20 protein-coding genes are annotated in these 19,118 nt (G+C 53.5%); 3 read left to right on the top strand and 17 right to left on the bottom strand.

The genetic code is table 11. The features are described 5' to 3' along the window. Positions 1–34: 34 nt before the first annotated feature. The 7 genes from deoD to LRL22_RS09005 all read right to left on the bottom strand — a co-directional run bounded on the left by deoD (position 35) and on the right by LRL22_RS09005 (position 7,256). A complete protein-coding gene (gene deoD, locus LRL22_RS09035) occupies positions 35–751 on the bottom strand; it encodes a purine-nucleoside phosphorylase (protein WP_005340471.1) in 717 nt (238 codons plus the stop codon). 76 nt (positions 752–827) lie between these two features. Beyond that, complete coding sequence (locus LRL22_RS09030; RefSeq protein ID WP_270905225.1) at positions 828–2,036, bottom strand: phosphopentomutase; 1,209 nt, start codon at positions 2,034–2,036, stop codon at positions 828–830. A gap of 14 nt (positions 2,037–2,050) precedes the next feature. After that, entirely contained in the window at positions 2,051–3,382 is a 1,332-nt protein-coding gene (gene deoA, locus LRL22_RS09025) for a thymidine phosphorylase (RefSeq protein ID WP_270905224.1), read from the bottom strand. Positions 3,383–3,491: 109 nt separating this feature from the next. Further along, positions 3,492–4,265, bottom strand: a complete 774-nt coding sequence (deoC, locus tag LRL22_RS09020; protein WP_270905223.1) for a deoxyribose-phosphate aldolase — start codon at positions 4,263–4,265, stop codon at positions 3,492–3,494. 424 nt (positions 4,266–4,689) lie between these two features. After that, complete coding sequence (locus tag LRL22_RS09015) at positions 4,690–4,860, bottom strand: XapX domain-containing protein (RefSeq protein ID WP_005340467.1); 171 nt, start codon at positions 4,858–4,860, stop codon at positions 4,690–4,692. A gap of 125 nt (positions 4,861–4,985) precedes the next feature. Further along, entirely contained in the window at positions 4,986–6,260 is a 1,275-nt protein-coding gene (locus tag LRL22_RS09010; protein ID WP_005340466.1) for a NupC/NupG family nucleoside CNT transporter, read from the bottom strand. Between the two features lie 222 nt (positions 6,261–6,482). Then, positions 6,483–7,256, bottom strand: a complete 774-nt coding sequence (locus LRL22_RS09005) for a TatD family hydrolase (RefSeq protein WP_270905222.1) — start codon at positions 7,254–7,256, stop codon at positions 6,483–6,485. A 41-nt stretch (positions 7,257–7,297) separates the two neighbouring features. Between LRL22_RS09005 and tppF the strand changes: the two genes are divergently transcribed. After that, on the top strand, positions 7,298–7,912 hold the full coding sequence (gene tppF / locus LRL22_RS09000; protein ID WP_270905221.1) for a type IVa pilus pseudopilin TppF: 615 nt from the start codon (positions 7,298–7,300) through the stop codon (positions 7,910–7,912). Positions 7,913–8,237: 325 nt separating this feature from the next. On the opposite strand, the gene luxS is transcribed toward tppF, so the two are convergent. The 4 genes from luxS to LRL22_RS08980 are packed head-to-tail and all read right to left on the bottom strand — an operon-like array spanning position 8,238 to position 11,389. Further along, on the bottom strand, positions 8,238–8,747 hold the full coding sequence (gene luxS, locus LRL22_RS08995) for an S-ribosylhomocysteine lyase (protein WP_005340462.1): 510 nt from the start codon (positions 8,745–8,747) through the stop codon (positions 8,238–8,240). A gap of 18 nt (positions 8,748–8,765) precedes the next feature. Next, entirely contained in the window at positions 8,766–9,368 is a 603-nt protein-coding gene (locus LRL22_RS08990; protein WP_270905254.1) for a transglycosylase SLT domain-containing protein, read from the bottom strand. A gap of 50 nt (positions 9,369–9,418) precedes the next feature. Beyond that, positions 9,419–9,757, bottom strand: a complete 339-nt coding sequence (glnB, locus tag LRL22_RS08985) for a nitrogen regulatory protein P-II (protein ID WP_005308848.1) — start codon at positions 9,755–9,757, stop codon at positions 9,419–9,421. A 9-nt stretch (positions 9,758–9,766) separates the two neighbouring features. Next, a complete protein-coding gene (locus LRL22_RS08980) occupies positions 9,767–11,389 on the bottom strand; it encodes an NAD+ synthase (protein ID WP_270905220.1) in 1,623 nt (540 codons plus the stop codon). Between the two features lie 146 nt (positions 11,390–11,535). Between LRL22_RS08980 and LRL22_RS08975 the strand changes: the two genes are divergently transcribed. Next, positions 11,536–12,045, top strand: a complete 510-nt coding sequence (locus LRL22_RS08975) for a GspH/FimT family pseudopilin (RefSeq protein ID WP_270905219.1) — start codon at positions 11,536–11,538, stop codon at positions 12,043–12,045. Between the two features lie 104 nt (positions 12,046–12,149). After that, on the top strand, positions 12,150–12,677 hold the full coding sequence (locus tag LRL22_RS08970; RefSeq protein WP_058058695.1) for a GspH/FimT family protein: 528 nt from the start codon (positions 12,150–12,152) through the stop codon (positions 12,675–12,677). 27 nt (positions 12,678–12,704) lie between these two features. Here the strand turns inward: LRL22_RS08970 and tapY2 are convergent, their stop codons facing one another. The 6 genes from tapY2 to LRL22_RS08940 are packed head-to-tail and all read right to left on the bottom strand — an operon-like array spanning position 12,705 to position 19,061. Further along, positions 12,705–12,986, bottom strand: coding sequence for a type IVa secretion system protein TapY2 (gene tapY2, locus LRL22_RS08965; protein ID WP_019445572.1), 282 nt, complete (start codon positions 12,984–12,986; stop codon positions 12,705–12,707). Beyond that, a complete protein-coding gene (locus tag LRL22_RS08960; RefSeq protein WP_270905218.1) occupies positions 12,983–16,645 on the bottom strand; it encodes a pilus assembly protein in 3,663 nt (1,220 codons plus the stop codon). The genes tapY2 and LRL22_RS08960 overlap by 4 nt, the downstream gene beginning before the upstream one ends. Positions 16,646–16,655: 10 nt before the next feature. Continuing rightward, positions 16,656–17,093 carry a type IVa pilus pseudopilin TppD gene (tppD, locus tag LRL22_RS08955; protein ID WP_110304056.1) on the bottom strand — a complete coding sequence of 146 codons (438 nt, stop codon included), beginning with the start codon at positions 17,091–17,093 and terminating at the stop codon, positions 16,656–16,658. Next, positions 17,090–18,088, bottom strand: coding sequence for a PilW family protein (locus tag LRL22_RS08950; RefSeq protein WP_270905217.1), 999 nt, complete (start codon positions 18,086–18,088; stop codon positions 17,090–17,092). Before LRL22_RS08950 ends, tppD begins: the two co-directional genes overlap by 4 nt. Further along, the gene (gene pilV / locus LRL22_RS08945) at positions 18,085–18,654 is read right to left on the bottom strand and encodes a type IV pilus modification protein PilV (protein ID WP_236381100.1); all 570 of its coding nucleotides are present in this window, start codon (positions 18,652–18,654) and stop codon (positions 18,085–18,087) included. The genes LRL22_RS08950 and pilV overlap by 4 nt, the downstream gene beginning before the upstream one ends. A 2-nt stretch (positions 18,655–18,656) precedes the next feature. Then, positions 18,657–19,061 carry a type IV pilin protein gene (locus tag LRL22_RS08940; protein ID WP_270905216.1) on the bottom strand — a complete coding sequence of 135 codons (405 nt, stop codon included), beginning with the start codon at positions 19,059–19,061 and terminating at the stop codon, positions 18,657–18,659. Positions 19,062–19,118 lie beyond the last annotated feature (57 nt).

Genomic DNA, 19,118 nt, shown 5'->3' with positions numbered 1-19,118 from the left:
GCCAGAAGGCCGCCGTTTCTTATTCGCAAGGGAATTACTTGTCGCCCAGCAGGACGGAATCCAGCGCAATTTCGATCATGTCGTTGAAGGTCAGCTGACGCTCTTCAGAGGTGGTCTGCTCACCGGTACGGATATGGTCGGAGACGGTGCAGATGGTCAGCGCCTTGGCACCGTACTCTGCGGCCACGCCGTAGATACCGGCGGCTTCCATCTCGACACCCAGGATGCCGTACTTTTCCATGACGTCGAACATGGAAGGGTCCGGGGTGTAGAACAGGTCGGCGGAGAAGATGTTACCGACGCGCACGGCAACGCCCTTGTTCTTGGCGGCCTGCACGGCATTGGCAACCAGGTCGAAGTCGGCGATGGCAGCGAAGTCGTGATCTTTGAAGCGCAGACGGTTTACTTTGGAGTCGGTGCAAGCCCCCATACCGATCACCACGTCACGCAGTTTCACGTCTTCACGCACGGCGCCACAGGAGCCCACACGGATCAGGGTCTTCACACCGTAATCAGTGATCAGCTCTTTGGCGTAGATGGAGCAGGAGGGGATACCCATGCCGTGACCCATGACGGAGATACGACGCCCCTTGTAGGTACCGGTGAAACCGAACATGTTGCGCACGTCGCAGATCTGCTCGACGTTCTCCAGGAAAGTTTCAGCGATGTACTTGGCGCGCAGGGGGTCGCCCGGCATCAGCACGGTATCAGCAAAGGCGCCATCTTTCGCATTGATATGAGGAGTTGCCATTCTCTTGATTCCTTCACACTAGGTTGAGTTTTATTGTTTTATAAATTGCCCGCCGCCGAAGTGGCGGGCGGGTAAATTACAGGAAGCTGGTACCGTACGCCAGTTTAGGCAGGCCGTGATAAGCCGCGATGCTCTGGCCGATATCGGCAAAGGTCTCGCGACGCCCAACGGAGCCAGCCTTGACCGGCTTGCCGAAGAACAGCACCGGAATGTATTCGCGGGTGTGGTCGGTACCACCCCAGGTCGGGTCGCAGCCGTGGTCGGCAGTCAGCACCACCACGTCGCCATCTTGCAGCAGTTCAAACAGCTCCGGCAGGCGGGAATCGAAATACTCCAGCGCACCGGCATAACCGGCAACGTCACGGCGGTGGCCGTAGGAGGAGTCGAAGTCGACGAAGTTGGTGAAGACGATGGTGTTGTCACTAGCCGCTTTCACCTCTTCCAGCGTGCGATCCCACAGCTCGGTCAGACCGGTCCCTTTCACCTGCTTGGTGATGCCCTGCTGGGCATAGATGTCGGCAATCTTGCCGATGGAGACCACCTGACCACCCGCTTCCTTCATGTAATCCAGCACGGTCGGCGCCGGCGGCAGCACTGAGTAGTCGTGACGGTTACCAGTACGCTTGAAGTTGCCCTTGCCAGTGCCCACGAACGGACGCGCAATCACGCGGCCGATGTTGTAAGGCTCCAGCAGCTCGCGCACGATGTGGCAGAGCTCATAGAGCTTCTCGAGGCCGTAGGTCTCTTCGTGGCAGGCAATCTGGAACACGGAGTCGGCAGAGGTGTAGAGGATCGGCTTGCCGGTGCGCATATGCTCTTCGCCCAGATCATCCAGCACTTGAGTACCGGAGGCGTGGCAGTTGCCCAGATAACCCGGCAGACCGGCCTTCTCGACGATGGCGTCCAGCAGCTCCTGCGGGAAGCTGTTGTGGTGATCCTTGAAGTAGCCCCACTCGAACAGCACAGGCACACCGGCGATCTCCCAGTGACCGGACGGGGTGTCCTTGCCGGAGGAGAGCTCCTGAGCAAAGCCGTAGGCACCGACCACCTCGATATCTTTCTTCAGCCCTTCCGGGAAGTAGCCGGAAGCCTGCTCGCAGGCGTGGCCCAGACCCAGCTTGTTGAGGTTGGGCAGATTGAGGGCGCCACGGCCTTCAATTTCACCTGCCGCACACGCCTTGGCGATATGGCCAAGGGTATTGGCGCCCACATCTCCGAACTTGTCGGCGTCGGCAGCTGCGCCAATACCGAAAGAGTCCATCATCAGAATAAAAGTACGTTTCATGGGTCTTCCCCTTGTTACAAATCGGCCAGGGTGATACGGCGGTACACTTCAGGCAGTGCTTCCGGCCGCTCGCCACCAATCCGGACAGCCGCCTGCACCATGCTGGCAGCCTGAGCAAATTGCTCTTCAGTCTGAGCGTGGATCATCGCGATCGGCTTGTCAGCATCGACGCTTTGACCCAGGCGGATAAAGTCGGTCAGACCGACCGCATAATCAAGTTTGTCACCGGCAGCGCGGCGACCACCGCCCATGGCGACCACGGCCAGACCCAGCTCGCGGGTATCCATGGCGGTCACGAAACCGCTGTTGGCCGCGAAGACCGGGCGCACGATGGCGGCTTTGGGCAGGTAAGCGTCGTAACGCTCCATAAAATCAGCCGGGCCACCCAGGCCAGTCACCATGCGACCGAAGATCTCGGCCGCCTTGCCGTTATCCAGCACCGCCTGCAGCTTGGTGCGGGCATCGCGCTCGTCGCTGGCAAGACCGGCGGAGATCAGCATCTCGGCGCACAGCGCCATGGTCACTTCGTGGATCCGCGGGTTGCGGTATTCACCGGTCAGGTAGCGCACCGCTTCACGCACTTCCACCGCGTTACCGGCGCTGGAGGCCAGCACCTGGTTCATATCGGTCAAGAGCGCAGAGGTGCGGCAACCGGCACCGTTGGCCACGGCCACAATGCTCTTGGCTAGCTCTTCAGACGCTTCGAAGGTCGGCATAAAGGCGCCGGAGCCCACTTTCACATCCATCACCAGCGCATCGAGCCCGGAGGCAAGCTTCTTGGAGAGGATGGAGCCGGTGATCATGGCGATCGATTCGACGGTGGCGGTGATGTCCCGTACTGCATAGATACGCTTGTCAGCGGGGGCAAGATCGCCGGTCTGGCCGATGATGGCGACACCCGCCTCTTTCACCACTTTCAGGAAACGGTCGTTGTCGACCGAGGTCTGGTAGCCGGGAATGGCATCCAGCTTGTCGAGGGTGCCGCCAGTGTGGCCCAGGCCACGACCGGAGATCATCGGCACGAAACCGCCACACGCAGCGACCATCGGGCCAAGCATCAGGGATACAACGTCACCCACACCGCCGGTGGAGTGCTTGTCGACAATCGGGCCACCCAGATTGAGGTGATCCCAGGTCAGCACCATGCCGGAGTCGCGCATGGCGCAGGTCAGGGCGACCCGCTCATCCATGGTCATGTCTTTGAAGTAGACCGCCATCGCCAGCGCGGCGATCTGCCCTTCGCCGATGGTGTTGTTGGTAATGCCCTGAACGAAGAATTGAATTTCTTGGGTACTGAGCGCTTCACCGTTGCGCTTCTTGCGAATAATTTCTTGAGGCAAAAACATCTTTCATTCCCTCCGCCATTGCTGGCGTTACACAAGCCTGAATCCTTGCCCGCACACCGCATGGTGGGGGCTAACAGGGCGGACTGCTGTCCGCCCTCTCATCAACCTATTAGTAACCGCTGGTGTTGGCCGGCTTGTCGCCATGCCCCAGAGTGGCCAGCAGACTGGCCAGCAGGCTGGATGCACCAAAGCGGAAGGTACGGGCGGATACCCAGTCGTTGCCGAGGATCTCTTCGGCCATGGCCAGGTACTGACCGGCAACGGCGGCATCTTTCACGCCACCGGCAGGCTTGAAGCCAACTTTCGGATTCTTGGCCTTGATCACTTCCATCATGATGCGCGCCGCTTCCGGAGTCGCATTGACCGGCACCTTACCGGTGGAGGTCTTGATGAAGTCGGCACCGGCATCGATACAGATTTCGGAAGCGCGGCGGATCAGCGCCTCTTCTTTCAGCTCGCCGGTTTCGATGATCACTTTCAGCAGCACGTTGGCACCACAGGCCTCTTTACAGGCTTTGACCAGCTCAAAACCAATCTGTTCATTACCGGCCATGAAGGCGCGATACGGGAACACTACGTCCACTTCGTCAGCACCGTAGGCGACAGCGGCACGGGTTTCAGCCACGGCGATCTCGATGTCGTCGTTGCCGTGCGGGAAGTTGGTCACGGTCGCAATGCGTACGTCGGCTGCGCCGATCTCACGTAGGGTTTTGCGAGCGATAGGGATAAAACGGGGGTAGATGCAGACGGCAGCGGTCAGGCCAGCCGGTGACTTGGCCTTATGGCACAGGTCGATCACCTTCTGATCGGTGTCGTCGTCGTTCAGGGTGGTCAGGTCCATCAGGTTCAGGGCGCGCTGAGCGGCCACTTTCAGATCAGTCATTCTGTTCTCCAAAGTCTCGATTTAATCCAGATAACCGGGCACCACCATACCATCCAGCCATGGATGCACAGGCAGTAATCCCCAGCTATACGGGAATGGAATTACAGTGCAAAGGCACCGGCACTATCGGGATGCTATTCAAAACACCCTGCAGGCACTGCGACTGTAAATAAGGCAAGAGCCCTGTCACTTTCTTACAAAAGTGCGGACTTGGTTCCATGAAGACTTGAGAAAGGCCGACAACATCTGACCCGACTTCCCAATCAATTCCATTTGACCGCCAACACCCGATTTCATCGAGTATTAGTCATTGCCAGCACCCTGCTGGCAACGCCTATTTCAGCCGAGATACCCCCTGTTTGCAAGCCGGATTTGCCAATTTCAGAGGTACCTCACATCTGGCAAATCCAGGTCTAAAAAAGCCTTACGAAAAGAAACGAGTCAGGATCCAGGAGTAGGCCAATCCCCCCAGATAGACCCCGACGATCCCCATTACCCCGGACAAAACGGGAGGCGCCGGGATCGGCAATTTGAGGAAAGAAAACAACAAACCAACTATAAAGCCGGCCACCATCGCCAGTAGCACTTCATTCATATAACCTCCGATTTGACTCATTTTATTATTAGTTTAGATAGGAAAACGGTTGTCACCGCTCCATACGCGAACGCCACGGCAGATGCCGTGGCGTTCGTGTTTATACCCTGTCAGTCAGGCGGCGATTACATGCCGGACAGTGCCAGGAAGAAGCCTGCGATAGTGGCAGACATCAGGTTGGACAGAGAGCCAGCCAATACGGCTTTCAGACCAAAGCGTGCAATGGTACCGCGGCGGTTCGGCGCCATGGACCCCAGACCACCCAGCAGGATGGCAACAGAGGAGAGGTTGGCAAAACCACACAGCGCGAAGGAGATGATCGCCTTGGTGTGGTCGGACATGGCCACACCGTTGATCAGCACTTCGTCTTTCAGGTACGGAGCGAAGTTCAGGTAAGCCACGAACTCGTTCACTACCAGCTTCTGACCGATGAAGGAACCAGCAACCACTGCTTCATTCCAAGGCACACCGATCAGGAAGGCCAGCGGGGAGAAGATCCAGCCCAGCAGCAGTTCCAGAGAGAGTTGCGGATAACCGAACCAGCCACCCACACCGGAGAAGATGCCGTTGATCATGGCGATCAGACCGATGAAGGCCAGCAGCATGGCGCCGACGTTCAGGGCCAGTTGCATACCGGCAGAAGCGCCAGCAGCAGCAGCGTCAATGACGTTGGCAGGCTTGTCATCCAGCTCGGCATCGGCAGAGCTTTCGTCGTAGTTCGGGGTCTCGGTCTCGGGAACCAGCAGCTTGGCGAACAGCAGACCACCCGGTGCAGCCATGAAGGAGGCAGCAATCAGGTATTCCATCTTCACGCCCATGGAGGCGTAACCGGCCAGTACGGAACCGGCAACGGAAGCCAGACCACCACACATGACGGCGAACAGCTCGGAGTCAGTCATCTTGGCGATGTAGGGACGAACCACCAGCGGCGCTTCGGTCTGACCGACGAAGATGTTGGCTGTTGCAGAGAGGGATTCGGTGCGGGAAGTACCCAGTACTTTCTGCAGACCGCCGCCCAGCAACTTGATGACCATCTGCATGATGCCCAGGTAATAGAGCACTGCAATCAGGGAAGAGAAGAAGATGATGACCGGCAGAACACGGAAGGCAAAGACAAAGCCGCCGCCACCGAACACTTCAAACATCTTGTTGCTGACCAGACCGCCAAACAGGAAGTCGATCCCGTTCTGGCCGTAGCTGATCACGCTGGATACCGCGTCGGACACGCCGACCAAGATATCGCGACCAACCGGAACATAGAGAACAAACGCCCCCAGACCGGCTTGAATAGCGAACGCACCGACAACGGTACGCACGTTGATTGCCTTGCGATTGCTGGAGAACAGCACCGCGATAAGGACGAGCGTCGCCATCCCTACCAGACCCATGAACAAATTCATTATTATCTTCCTCTAGTAGCACCTGGCTTGTTAGTGAGTTGTTATCAAACCCAACTAATCAAGGGGAGCGCATTATACTAATTAAAGTCCGATAAAATAGAATACTGGTCACATTTTATCGTTATCAAAATGTCCAAGTGTCACAAAATTAGACAGCAAACGATTTTTACGCTCATTTTTTTTCCTGACAACTAAATCAGGTGTTGCGAATTTGTTTCATGACTATTGGTCGTGATGGAAAATATGCCGGGCAGTTTCAAATAACACCTTGGTAACATCCGCCGATGATTCCTCCCGTAAGGTCATCAATATTTCCGCTATTTTCGGCAGCGCTTCCGGGGTATTTCGGGAGCCTTGTGCGCCTTGCAACGGCATATCGGGCGAATCGGTTTCCAGCACCAGAGCCTCGAGCGGCATGACCCGAAATACCTCTCGCGTCTTGTTCGCCCGTTCAAAACTGATCACCCCGCCCACCCCGAGTCGAAAGCCCAGTTGCCAGAAAGCCTCCGCCTGCTGCAACGAACCGCTGAAAGCATGGATCACCCCACCACGAGGCGGCTTGAAGCGGCGCAACAGCTTGGCCACAGTGTCATTGGCGCGCACCGAGTGGATCATAAGGGGAAGCCCGACATCGGCAGCCAGCCGGATCTGAGCCTCAAACAGCGCCACCTGCCCCTCCTGCGGCACGTGTGAACGGAGGTCCAGCCCGCACTCGCCTATGGCCACCAGCCCGGCAGGTTGGCTCATCACCAGCGTTCGCAACCGCTCCATCACCCCCTCCCGCTGTTCACCGGCATACCAGGGATGAATGCCCAGACCATAAAAGAGGCCGTCATGCTGCTCTGCCAGACCCATCACACGAGTCCAGTTATCCTCTGCGATGGCAGGAATGATATACTCCGTCACCCCCAATGCCCGACAACGGGCCAGCAGCGCCTCCCTGTCCTGGTCGAACACCGGAAAGTCGAAATGGCAATGGGTATCTATCAGCTGCATATCACTCACACCTGTTTGCGGTATTTAATGGGTCATTGAACATGATGAACAACAGAAACAACGGCTTTACCCTGATTGAACTGGTGTTGGTGATCATAGTGCTGGGGATCCTGGCCGTCACCGCCCTGCCCCGCTTTATCAATATCAAGGATGATGCCCTGAAAAGCACGGTCTCGGCGACCGCAGGCAGCTTTGCCAGTGCAATTCAGCTGGCTCATGCTGGGTGGGCGGTGAAAGTGCAGGGACAAGACCTCGCACTGTATAACTTCAGTGGGATGGGCAATAAAGATTTGGATATCAACCACTACGGCTGGCCTGTGGGGACAAAAGAGGATCAGGGTAATCAAGGTGTTGATATTGTTTTCCCCGGAGGCACAAGTGACCAGATATCGGTCAGTAGCCCGGATGACTGCAAACTACTTTTCACTGGATTACTTGATACCAATCAAACCGTTCCTGACCTAGCAGACAAAAATACGGACACAGACTACACCTCTGAGATCATTGCTGCAGATGACCAAATTGACGGGGGGCTACGTCACGATAACTGCCGTTATATTCTTCGCGATTCTATCGGCCGCTTCCCGGATCACCCCAACGGCCTCGGCTTCGAGTACAACAGCGTTACCGGTGCCGTGACCCGCAATTTTGATTGAGCTCAGCCTCTTCTGCGCAAGCTCGCTCTTTGCTTGAATCATCATCATAACGAACCGGCGTGCAGCAGCGCCGGTTCTCCTGAGTGAGTCCCCACTCCTCACACCATGCATCGTAACGGGCCAACCAACGCACCAATATCCCTTTCATCGTCACACCTCCGCCAACGGATTCGGTTCAAAAACCATCCTAATCAGAGTCGGCAAGGTGAGCAAGCCATCCCCACTATGGCGGTCGGGCGAGATAAAAAAGAGCCGGTCAGCATGGCTAACCGGCTCTTTTAACATTTCCTGAAGAGGTTCTCCGATGAGCGACAGCTCATCAGCCTCAAAGACTCTTCAGCTTCTCTTCCGGCAGGGCCAGCTCGTCGTTGTGGTTGACGCCGATACCGCGCTCCAGCACATGACGGGCGATGGCGTGCGCCTCTTCCAGCGAGTGCATGCTGTAGGTGCCGCACTGATACTCGTTCAGCTCGGGGATCTTGGCCTGATCCTGCACGGTCAGCACGTCGCTCATGGCCGCCTGCCAGGCGGCGCCAACCCGGGCTTCGTCCGGCGCGCCGATCAGGCTCATGTAGAAGCCGGTACGGCAGCCCATGGGGGAGATGTCGATGATCTCCACGCCGTTGCCGTTCAGGTGATCACGCATAAAACCGGCGAACAGGTGCTCCAGTGTATGAATACCGCGCTCGGAGAGGATCTCCTGATTCGGTACGCAGAAACGCAGGTCGAACACGGTAATGGTGTCCTTGTTCGGGGTCTGCATGGTCTTGGCCACACGCACCGCTGGCGCTTCCATACGGGTGTGGTCAACGGTAAAACTGTCCAATAACGGCATTTCTGACTCCTGATTTGGTTACCAGAACCAGCCCCCACGGGAGAGCTGATCCTTGCATTGACGGTACTGGGCGCCGTAGCGCTGAGCGCGAGCTTCCACCTTGCGAGAGGTCTTCATCAACCACCCCTTGCTGCGATAGCTGCCACGCCGGTAGCCACCCCACCCTTCGTGATAGTTGAGGTACTGGCCATAGGCATCCCACTTGGAGGTGCCATTTAGCCGCTGGGCTTTGTTAGTGTACCAACCCATAAAATCGATGGCGTCGGCAAAATCATCGCGGTCACTCCAGCTGTTGCCGGTTTCTCGCTGGTAATCGGCCCAGGTTTCATCTTTGACCTGAGCATAACCATAAGCCGAACTGGCCCGCCCGGTCGGGATGAAGAGGAAATACTGCATCGGCGGCTGGGCATCATGTACGTAAGAGGACTCCTGATACATCATGGCCATCACCACATGGATCGGCGTCCCCCACTTATCGTTCATCTTGAGCGCGGCCTTGTGCCAGTCAGGCTTCTCGCGAAAGATCTGACACAGATTCTCCGGCTGAGCAGGTGGACGGGTACTGCAAGCAGTCAGGCCCGCCAACAGGCTGGCGACCACCACGAAGCGCAGCCACCCCATCAAATGAGGCAGCACTTCGCACCTCTGGTCAGGTAAAGAGATAGCCAAGGTCAGATCGCGTCTTCGTTCTCTTCGCCGGTACGGATACGAATGACACGCTCCACCTCGCAGACGAAGATCTTGCCATCACCAATCTTGCCGGTGCGGGCGGTGTTCTGGATCGCTTCCAGACAGGCATCGAGATCCTCGTCCTGCACCACCAGCTCCACCTTCACTTTCGGCAGGAAGTCGACCATATATTCGGCGCCGCGATAGAGCTCGGTATGGCCCTTCTGGCGGCCGAAGCCTTTGACTTCGGATACGGTCATGCCGTTGATGCCGATCTCGGCCAGGGCCTCGCGCACATCGTCCAGCTTGAACGGTTTGATGATGGCTTCAATCTTCTTCATGGTGACTCCTTACCAGTTCTGTTTGCCGAACCCGGATGTAATGGGGTAACGGCGATCCTTACCAAAGTTGCGAGCCGTAATGCGGGGCCCGACCGCCGCCTGACGGCGCTTGTATTCGTTGAGATCCACCAAGCGGATCACCTTGCGCACCACCGCTTCCTCGAACCCTTCTGCCACCATGTCGGCGACCGAGGCATCCTCTTCCACGTAGCGCTTGAGGATGGCATCCAGGATGTCGTACGGGGGCAGACTGTCCTGATCCACCTGATCCGGTGCCAATTCTGCCGAAGGCGGACGGTCGATAACCCGCTGAGGGATAACGTAGTCGACCGAGTTGCGATATTCGCACAGCTTGAAGACCAGCGTTTTGGGCACATCTTTCAGCACGTCGAAGCCACCGGCCATGTCACCGTACAGCGTGGCATAGCCGACCGCCATCTCGCTCTTGTTACCGGTGGTCAGCACGATACGACGACGCTTGTTAGAGAGCGCCATCAGCAGCACACCGCGGCAGCGGGCCTGCAGGTTCTCTTCGGTGGTATCGCGGGCGGTGCCTTCAAACAGCGGCGCCAGCTGGGTCATAAACCCTTCGAACATAGGCTCGATGGAGATGATGTTGAACTCAACCCCCATCCGCTCGGCCTGCTCCTTGGCATCTTCCACACTCATCTGTGCTGTGTAGCGGAACGGCATCATCACCGCCTGCACCTTGTCGGCCCCGATGGCATCGGCCGCGATAGCCAGCGTCAGCGCCGAGTCGATCCCGCCGGAGAGACCCAGCACAGCGCCGTGAAAGCCGTTCTTGGTGACATAGTCGCGCACTGCCAGCACCAGTGCCTGATAGGTCTCGGCCAACGGCTCGAGCGGCGCCGCGGGTTCCCGCTCCTTCACCGGCTGGGCATCAGCAAAACGTACCAGCGCCAGCTCTTCGGCAAACGGGGCCAGCTTGTGGGTCAACTCACCCTGGCTGCTGAACACCTTGGAGCAGCCGTCGAAAATCAGCTCGTCCTGACCGCACACCTGATTGAGGTAGACCAGCGGCAGACCGGTCTGATCGCAGCGCTCGGACATCAGCTCGCGGCGGATCCAAGGTTTTTCCTGATCATAGGGCGAGGCGTTGATGGTGAGCAGCAGTTCGGCCCCTGCCGCCTTGGCGGCCAGCGCCGGACCCGGCTGCCACAGATCTTCACAGATGAGCAGCCCCAGCTGGTGACCCCGGAATGGCACCACGCAGGTCTCGCTTGCAGCGGTAAAGTAGCGCTTCTCATCAAACACGCCGTAGTTGGGCAAATCCTGCTTGAAGTAACGGGCAATCAGCTGGCCCTGCTCATAGAGGGAAGCCGCGTTGTAGAGCGCCTCTCCTTCACGCCAAGGGTGACCCACCAAAATGGCACAGTTGCCCTGCCATTCGGCAACACGAGCCAACGCGGCTTCGACCCGGATCATCAGATCGGCACGCAACAACAGATCTTCCGGTGGATAACCGGTCAGGGCCAGCTCGGAGCAGACAAGCAGATCGGCACCTTGCTGTTCGGCTTGAGCTGCCGCAGCGAGCACTTTGTCAGTGTTATCTTCGATGGCGCCTACCGTCAGATTCAACTGGGCAAGCATCAGAGAGAGGGCTTTTGCCATGGCGATGCATCTTGAATTCGAAAATGATGGGGAATGATAAAGAAAAGGGGGGCAATCTGCCAGTTCAAGACAGGCGTAACCGTGTGACAGCAACCTGCGGGAAGGATAAGCTGTAGATAGTCACGGAACGACAGGCCTTCGCAGATATGAAAAACGCCGGATTTACCCTGATGGAGTTGATGATAGCCATTGCGCTGGGCGTCATTCTGTTGGGGATTGGTATTCCTTCCCTCTCTAACCTGCTTGGCAGCAATAATTTGGCGACCCAGGAAAAAAGCCTTCTCAACCACTTAAACTATGCCAGACAACAGGCTATCTCTAACCAGCAAACGGTTACTCTCTGCCTGACCACCACCAGCGGGACTGCGGAGGAGTGTGTTACCGGCGGAGCAACTCGGCTGTTAGTCTTTATCGACAGCAATAGCGACCAGAAACTCAATGGCAGCGAAACAACTCTGACGGCAAGTCCCGAGTTTCCTGCAGAACTGGCCATTTCTGCAGATGCACAGGCACTGCGCTTCACCCCAGATGGCACCATTACGTCTGACAGCGAGGTCATCTTTTCACTCTGTGTAAGCGGTGAAAAGGGCATTGAGATTGCAATTATGCCTGCCGGGCGTGCCCATAGCCAGGCAAGTGGTGCTGTATGTCCATGACCAGCATTAACTACAACTACCGCGAAACACACACGAGCACAAAAGGATCCATTTCAATCCAATAACTATGCTTAGAGTCTCCTTTGAACAAGGACTCATACGCTATGGCACGAAATGGATTTACCCTGCTTGAGTTTTTAATATCTGCAAGCCTGACAACCATCCTGCTGACCTTGGGACTGCCGTCATTGGCAAATCTGCTGACATCTACCGACAGCGACATCTACACAAGAAACCTGCAGGACCACCTGATCTTCGGCCAACGGCAAGCCATCACACAGCAGCAACCCGTCACAGCATGTCTTGCCATGCCTGTTAGAAACTCCACAAAAGAAGGTTGTGTACTAGCAAATCAAACCGGCGCTCAGCGCATGCTTGTCTTTATCGACACCAATCAGGATCGCCAATTCGATATTGCAAATGGCGATATCTTGTTATCAGCAACAGAACCCTTTCTTGAAAAACATACCGTGACGGCCAATCGACAATTTGTGCGATTTAGTCCAGATGGCACTGCGATTGGCACCAACATGACACTCCGGTTTTGTATCGACCAAGCACCTCGAGTCGATATCATCGTTTCCCCATCCGGCAGAAGCAGAAGCGAAAAAAAGGGGCTGAGTTGTTCTTAGCCCCTTTACCCTACTCAATAACCAACGTTATCTGGGTTGGATTTCATCTTGTTTTTTTGCATCAGCCAGCGAAAAGGTAGCCGCCAAAGGAACGCACTCGATTACCTCTGTGACAAGATGCACCACCCCATCAATCTCATAACCTTTCTGTTTAAACACCCTGACCAGATTTGCCTTGCTCGTATCAGCAACCGGTTGCTGCAACACCATCTGCACGCCACCTTCCAGAGTGACATAACATTTCATGTCTTCCGTTTGAGCATGAACCAACAAGGGTAAGCCCACACACCAGAGCAGCATGCGTTTCATCCCTGTTCTCCTTCATAGAGATAGATTTTCTTGGGGGACATATCCATTTTTGCCTCTTCCGCACCTTGTGAGCATTCTCCTTCACCGGTACAGCGCTCAGGCTCTCCCTTCCCATCATCTTTGAGGATGACCTCCTTGCCCGGAGCACCACCTATAATCCTGATCCGGCCATCATCCCCACCATGAATAACCAGATCATCAGCAACCTTATTTTGCACCTCTACGTAACGCTGAATAACTTCCTGATTGTTGCTATCCAGTATATATTTGAAAGAAGTGCCATAGTGCATATCAATCATATATTGGCGCATGGCACCGATCGATTGAATCGTACATTGTTGGAAGTCCTGTACCTGAGGCAAGAAGGAGGTGAAATAGAGCTTGCCTTGCAACACCAAACCAGCCCCCATCGATTTTTCACCGCTTTCATTGAGCCAGAATTTCCATCCTAGCTTGCTGGTCAACGCCTTGGTGGTGTTTACAATCTGCTCTTCATTCAAACCCGTAAAGGGATCGCTGGTCACATCGTAGAGATCGTTCAGTGTGATACTTGATGGCACCGCTGGTTCAGACGTTGCCCCAAACAAGGTTGGATTAACATTGTAGTCACGTAGCATCACATACACATTTTGGGTTGTCGCTTCTGAGGAAGGACGATTTCTATCACCACTGCCTATCAATACGGCATCAAACGGACGCTCACTGTAAAGATAATTTGTACCATCATACTTCCAACCTTTATTGATGGTGCGCACCAATACGGGCTGAGTAAAGAAGCGACGGTCGTCTGCCAGTTTCTTATCACCCTCACTTAAATGGGCATTACCCAAACTGGCAAATTTGATGGCCGTCCATTTGGATTTTTCTGTCCCCTTCATGTCGATGCGCCAGATCTGGCCACCGGTATCTCCTGCATAGATTCGGTCTGAAATACCATCTCCATCACTATCCAGCACGGAGACAGAGCCAGGCATGCTATAAACCATGCCTGCTACTTGTTTGTTGGTTGCACTGGCCGCATCCGGGGTAAAGCTGAACAACAGCGTGCCGGCCTCAGCATCCACGATATAAATACCCACCCCTTCACTGTCTTCAGCCCCCTGGCCCAAATAGCTCTTGGCCTGATCATAACCTCCAGAGAATATCAGGACTGGCTTATAGGTTTTTTTACCATTGGTTTCGGTGTAATAACCGGGAATAAACGCAACCTCGGGGATCGACCAAGTCTCGCCCAGTTTGTTGAAACCGGCGCTGTTTTTATCCAACCGCCACATCAGCGAAGGGGAGTCCGGATTGGATATATTCAACGCATAATAGGCCTTGCCACCACCCCGCAGCCCGGTAAATAACCACACCTTGTCACCTTGTGACGACTTGATATGACCATCTTTTACTTGCTCATTGACCAGCACTGTAGGCGATGCATCCACACCATAGAGATGCACTGATGAGTCCAGGTTCTCTCGCAGCGCTTTCTGATTCGCGATAAATTGATAAGGCATAACGGCCCAGCTTTCATCAACCGTGGTGCCACTGTCTTTAAACATATGCAAGAAGCCGGCATTACTTCCCATCATAATGCGCAAGTCAGGTGTACATGTAGTCTGTCCTGTCGACGTTGTACAACCGTAGTTGATCACTAATGGCCGTGAATGCAACGGGTCACCAAGAATATGCTCCCGACTATCTGATCTATCACCATCCTGATTCTCATCAAACGCATCTATCCCCTTGGTCCAATTAAGCAGGTCATCCATGCTATCAGCACTATCAAGCTTCATGACAGTGCGTAGCTGCGTCGCCCCGCCTGCCATACCCTCAAGAGCAGACTTGCTAAAGGGAGTTAATGTATTAGTGGAAGGGGGAATAATATAAAGATTGCGATTGGTTTTAGCTGCCAGCATCTCTTGTACCCCACCCTCGGCAACCTTGTTACCATCACTGGTGGATGACCAATAGGTTCTTGCTGACTCAAGAATTGTTCCATCACTGGATATCGCAGGTAAGCCGCTCTGATCGACTACATAACCCTTATCTGGATTCAGAACCAGCTTTTTAAGATTTCCCTTCCATCGTGGACCAGAACCAGGCTCAAACATTGCATAATAAATATTATTCAGGCTGCGAGTACGGTCAAAGTTATTAGTGGCAATGGCGGGAGATACCAGCGAGGTATTCATTTTCAAGATAGCTAGTAATGATGATTTTAATGCTTCGTTAAGTTGGGTTGCATCGGTTGCTGGATAGTATTTACCCCCACCACGACGAGCGGTCTCTGCCAATAATGCACCGGCCCCCTTAATTGCTTCATCTCCAAAACCCACGGTGAATGTTGTGACTGTTTGTTTGCCAATAGCCGAGGTGTTTACATCATTGTTTTTCATATATCCGGCAAGTGCAGCAAGATAGCTTTTTTCACCAGAAGAGCCATAACTAACCAAGCCGCCATAAGCAACCTTATCCTCTGTAGATAACGTACTGATCAGGTTGGCAACAAGGGAATCTGCTGCTTTATCATTGGTTGGTTCACCATCTGTCATATAGATGATATAACCATTATTGGAACATTTATCATAGGGGGTTTTATATATACCCGATGTTACTTCAGCATTGCTATCACGCTTGGGAGTACGATTTACATCATCGTCACCAAAGTACACCCCCAAACCGCCAAAGTATCTATATGATTCATATAATGTTTCACACAAGGGAGTCCAAGTGTCAGAGCTCAAACTATTTACCTTGTCAATCAAATCCTGCGCACCGCTTTTACCAGAGGTGAGGATGGCATCGTTACCTACAATATTGCGGATTATTCTTCCGCCATTTCTACTACCTGGTTCATTGCCATCATTGTAGTTAAAAACAGCCAGACCAAAATCGACAGCTGGCGTAGCCAAAACCAGTTCTTTGACTGCATCCTGAGCAACTTTCAATCGAGTTTGTGTTGACACTCCTGTACTACCGTAATACCAACGGACATAATTTGCCGTAAATAATGAGATCTGGGTAGAACTACCACTAGCAAGAGCATTGGCTACGTTTGATGTGTAAAACCAGCTTCCCGTTGTACGATTTGGCTTGTCAACGGGATAACCATCAACAATATATGTTGAATATGGACCTGAATATTGATTGTTTGCGTTTTGCTCATCAATATCTTGCTGGCAATCTGCGATTATTATACTGTAAATATCAAAATCATTTAGAGAACGCCAACGCCCCTTTCTATTTTTATCATATATTTCATATCCCCAAACTCGTGACTGAAATCGGCCCACATTATTTAGAGGGCCTTTAGATGTCGCACATGCATTTAAATTCTCACTAAAACGTTTGGTACTGTTGATAGTGGGAACTTTTCCATCACTGGAGAAATAGATGAAGCGATTACTATTGTTAACATCTGGATCATTAGCCAATGATGGATAACTTATCGATGAGTCATAAGGCTCTTTAGCAACTTCGGTTGTATTTTTCATACTCCCCGAGTTATCGAAAATAAAGAGCACCTTAGGGCGGAAGTCCCCCGCCTTGGCAAAGTCATAAATAAACAACTCGGTATCGTCGGAATAACCAGTACCTACCGCCAAAGATCCCCCTGATATTCCGCAACACAATACCAGCAAGCTTGTAAACAAACAGTTCCTTATGTTCATCACCCGCTCCCTAATTGGCACTGAGCAAGGGTTGTTCTACCCCAGCAGTAAAGGTCATTTGGCTATTCACCTTGCCATAAGCACTGGATGTGGTGGCTTCAGCATAACGACAAGCTGGCGTTACATTCTGGCTACTGGCTTCAAATTTGCGTTTACATACACTTTCTGTATTGACTGTCAGAGTCGTCGATGGAGTAGTCGTGCCTATTGCAGCTGAAACCCCAATTGCCTGTGTAGCAATTTGTGTTGAGAGAGAAGTATCGCTCAAGGCAGACTCCAGAGTACCTTCAACTTCGTGCTCTGCCCGTTGCAAACTGGCACTGGAACCCGCCATCTTCAGACTCATACCACTGGATTGCATGACAACTACCGCAATCAGAGTCAAAGGAACCAGAATAACCAGTGCGACTATCAGTGCAATCCCTTGCTGTTGTTGAAACGATCTCATGTGCCACTCCGAGTAACAATTTGCGGGTTACGCAATGCGATGCTGCTTTCCAGCAATAGGCGGCGATAGCCATCGCCATTGCCTTTTATCGGGGGCAGATTGCCAAGTTGATAGGTGTTATTATTTTTGTAACGTGCAGACTCTTTCGCCGCTCTAATTAATAAAAATAACCGCACCCCCAATACCCGACCTTCATTCCAACTCTGAGCAGCTATCTGGTCAGCTGAAAGATATCTATCGATATGCCCATCGGGGATCACTGAATCATCAATACCGAACATCAGTATCATATGTTCAACCCCTTCCGCCATGGCGCCACCAATCAGAGAAGAACCACCATTGACGGTCAAATAGCGCTTGCGTAAAACAGGAATGCCATCTTCTTGTGATAGGTAATAAATGTAGTGCTGGTATTCCCAGATCTGGCTCTCATTATTGGCACCAAAGAGTGGTCTGGTTTCGCTTCCCTTGATGACTCTCGCCTCCTGACTATTGGTTGCCATATAAAAGCGGTTTGTATCCAATCCCTCTGATGCTGGTATAGGACGCCCTACCAGTCGCTTGATACTGATTACATCGGAGTTTGCCACTCGATCGTTGGCATCAATACAAGTAAAACCACTCAATCCTTTGCTTGCGGAAACCCGTGAAACCCAAAGCCCGCGAATTGGCCCAAGAGGTGATGGCAAACTACCGACAGAGCGCTCATCCAGACAATCACTGGCTGATAAAATGGTACTGCCAGTGCTGAGCGACAGTGAGGAGCCAACCTGGGTTGATTGGCCGGTATAGGCGCCAAAAAAACCGGCCCACTTGATATCCTGGCTGATCAACCGAATGGCCAGTCTGCCATTTTCCTGCAGTTCGCCTTGATCAAATGCATCTTCCGAGCTGGAGCGAGACATCACAAAAACAGTGAATACCCCCGCCAACAAAAATAGACCGAGCAGCATAGCGACCAGCCACTCTACCAGCGTGAAACCGCGAGAATTCATAAAGTCGTCGTCAGAATAAACTGGCGCCTCGAAAGATTATTTGCTGTCGAGAGTTGACACTCATTGATCAGCGTTGCTGCGGCGGCAGCTGCCCCACCATCAGATATATCTTGTTTACCAGCCCAGAATATCCCGACAGCCAATACATTATTAGCCCGCCGCACCACGCAGCCTATCGGTGAATTCAGGGAAGATGCAGCCCCCGAAACACTGGCCCCAAGCAGGGCTTGTTGCCAGTAGTGAAGGTCGGCGTTACGTAAATCTGCAGCACTGCACGCGCTGATTGTGCCATCTGCGGCGGCGCATGTCGGGCGTGGCAAGTTGGCAGCAAGATTAACGGTCACTGCACCGGATGCGGCCCAGCTATCGCGATTTATCCGTACTCGTTCGACCATATCGTTAGCCAGCCAGCTGGCAATAGTGCGCTGGCGAGCTTCATAACTGGCAAATTTGGAATGGGTTTGCAAAGCAACCAGACCAAGCAGCCCCAACGACAGGATGACTGCGGTGATCATCACCTCCAGCAGGCTGAATCCTCTCTCATGTGATGAAACATGAATGGCCATGGCTATTCCCAACAGCTATTGCTAGCTGCACCAGAGGCACTTTTGACACCGAACTGATTAATGGAAAACACCGTGCAATCGGTATCTTTGGCTTGGGCTGTCGTCGCGCCAGCACTGGCTGACAAGGTGTAGGTGTTGCCTGATACGGCAATGGATAATTGATACAGACCATTCTCAGATGCACTACTGATACCAAGAGCAGCAGCAGAGGATGCATACTGATTGAAATCCATAAAATAGGTTTCTTGCCGATTGGCTGCATTGAGCAGCATGGCCTTGGCTTCGACACGATGACTGGTCAGCACATATTGCTGATAGGCGGGATAAGCGATGGTGCCAAGAATCGCCACGATGGCGATGACAATCATCAACTCAATAAGAGAAAAGCCACGAAAGTATCCAATCATATCCCATCCTTGGTGACAGACTGCTTCATAAGTTTAACGCCGAGCCTGTCTCTTGAA

Source organism: Aeromonas sp. PI_26, assembly GCF_027854445.1.
In the GTDB taxonomy this organism is placed as follows: Bacteria; Pseudomonadota; Gammaproteobacteria; order Enterobacterales; family Aeromonadaceae; genus Aeromonas; species Aeromonas veronii.
The sequence above is the reverse complement of the archived record's forward strand: the minus strand, read 5'-3'. Positions and strand labels throughout refer to the sequence as shown.

Bases quoted from the DNA above. Each gene is read 5' to 3' on its own strand.
- deoA (WP_270905224.1), bottom strand. From the start codon at position 3,382: ATGTTTTTGCCTCAAGAAATTATTCGCAAGAAGCGCAACGGTGAAGCG.
- LRL22_RS09030 (WP_270905225.1), bottom strand. From the start codon at position 2,036: ATGAAACGTACTTTTATTCTGATGATGGACTCTTTCGGTATTGGCGCA.
- LRL22_RS08960 (WP_270905218.1), bottom strand. From the start codon at position 16,645: ATGAACATAAGGAACTGTTTGTTTACAAGCTTGCTGGTATTGTGTTGC.
- deoC (WP_270905223.1), bottom strand. From the start codon at position 4,265: ATGACTGATCTGAAAGTGGCCGCTCAGCGCGCCCTGAACCTGATGGAC.
- luxS (WP_005340462.1), bottom strand. From the start codon at position 8,747: ATGCCGTTATTGGACAGTTTTACCGTTGACCACACCCGTATGGAAGCG.
- LRL22_RS08975 (WP_270905219.1), top strand. From the start codon at position 11,536: ATGAAAAACGCCGGATTTACCCTGATGGAGTTGATGATAGCCATTGCG.
- LRL22_RS08970 (WP_058058695.1), top strand. From the start codon at position 12,150: ATGGCACGAAATGGATTTACCCTGCTTGAGTTTTTAATATCTGCAAGC.
- LRL22_RS08980 (WP_270905220.1), bottom strand. From the start codon at position 11,389: ATGGCAAAAGCCCTCTCTCTGATGCTTGCCCAGTTGAATCTGACGGTA.
- LRL22_RS09005 (WP_270905222.1), bottom strand. From the start codon at position 7,256: ATGCAGCTGATAGATACCCATTGCCATTTCGACTTTCCGGTGTTCGAC.
- LRL22_RS08990 (WP_270905254.1), bottom strand. From the start codon at position 9,368: ATGGGGTGGCTGCGCTTCGTGGTGGTCGCCAGCCTGTTGGCGGGCCTG.
- deoD (WP_005340471.1), bottom strand. From the start codon at position 751: ATGGCAACTCCTCATATCAATGCGAAAGATGGCGCCTTTGCTGATACC.
- tppF (WP_270905221.1), top strand. From the start codon at position 7,298: ATGATGAACAACAGAAACAACGGCTTTACCCTGATTGAACTGGTGTTG.
- pilV (WP_236381100.1), bottom strand. From the start codon at position 18,654: ATGGCCATTCATGTTTCATCACATGAGAGAGGATTCAGCCTGCTGGAG.
- tapY2 (WP_019445572.1), bottom strand. From the start codon at position 12,986: ATGAAACGCATGCTGCTCTGGTGTGTGGGCTTACCCTTGTTGGTTCAT.
- LRL22_RS09010 (WP_005340466.1), bottom strand. From the start codon at position 6,260: ATGAATTTGTTCATGGGTCTGGTAGGGATGGCGACGCTCGTCCTTATC.
- LRL22_RS08950 (WP_270905217.1), bottom strand. From the start codon at position 18,088: ATGAATTCTCGCGGTTTCACGCTGGTAGAGTGGCTGGTCGCTATGCTG.
- LRL22_RS08940 (WP_270905216.1), bottom strand. From the start codon at position 19,061: ATGATTGGATACTTTCGTGGCTTTTCTCTTATTGAGTTGATGATTGTC.
- LRL22_RS09015 (WP_005340467.1), bottom strand. From the start codon at position 4,860: ATGAATGAAGTGCTACTGGCGATGGTGGCCGGCTTTATAGTTGGTTTG.
- tppD (WP_110304056.1), bottom strand. From the start codon at position 17,093: ATGAGATCGTTTCAACAACAGCAAGGGATTGCACTGATAGTCGCACTG.
- glnB (WP_005308848.1), bottom strand. From the start codon at position 9,757: ATGAAGAAGATTGAAGCCATCATCAAACCGTTCAAGCTGGACGATGTG.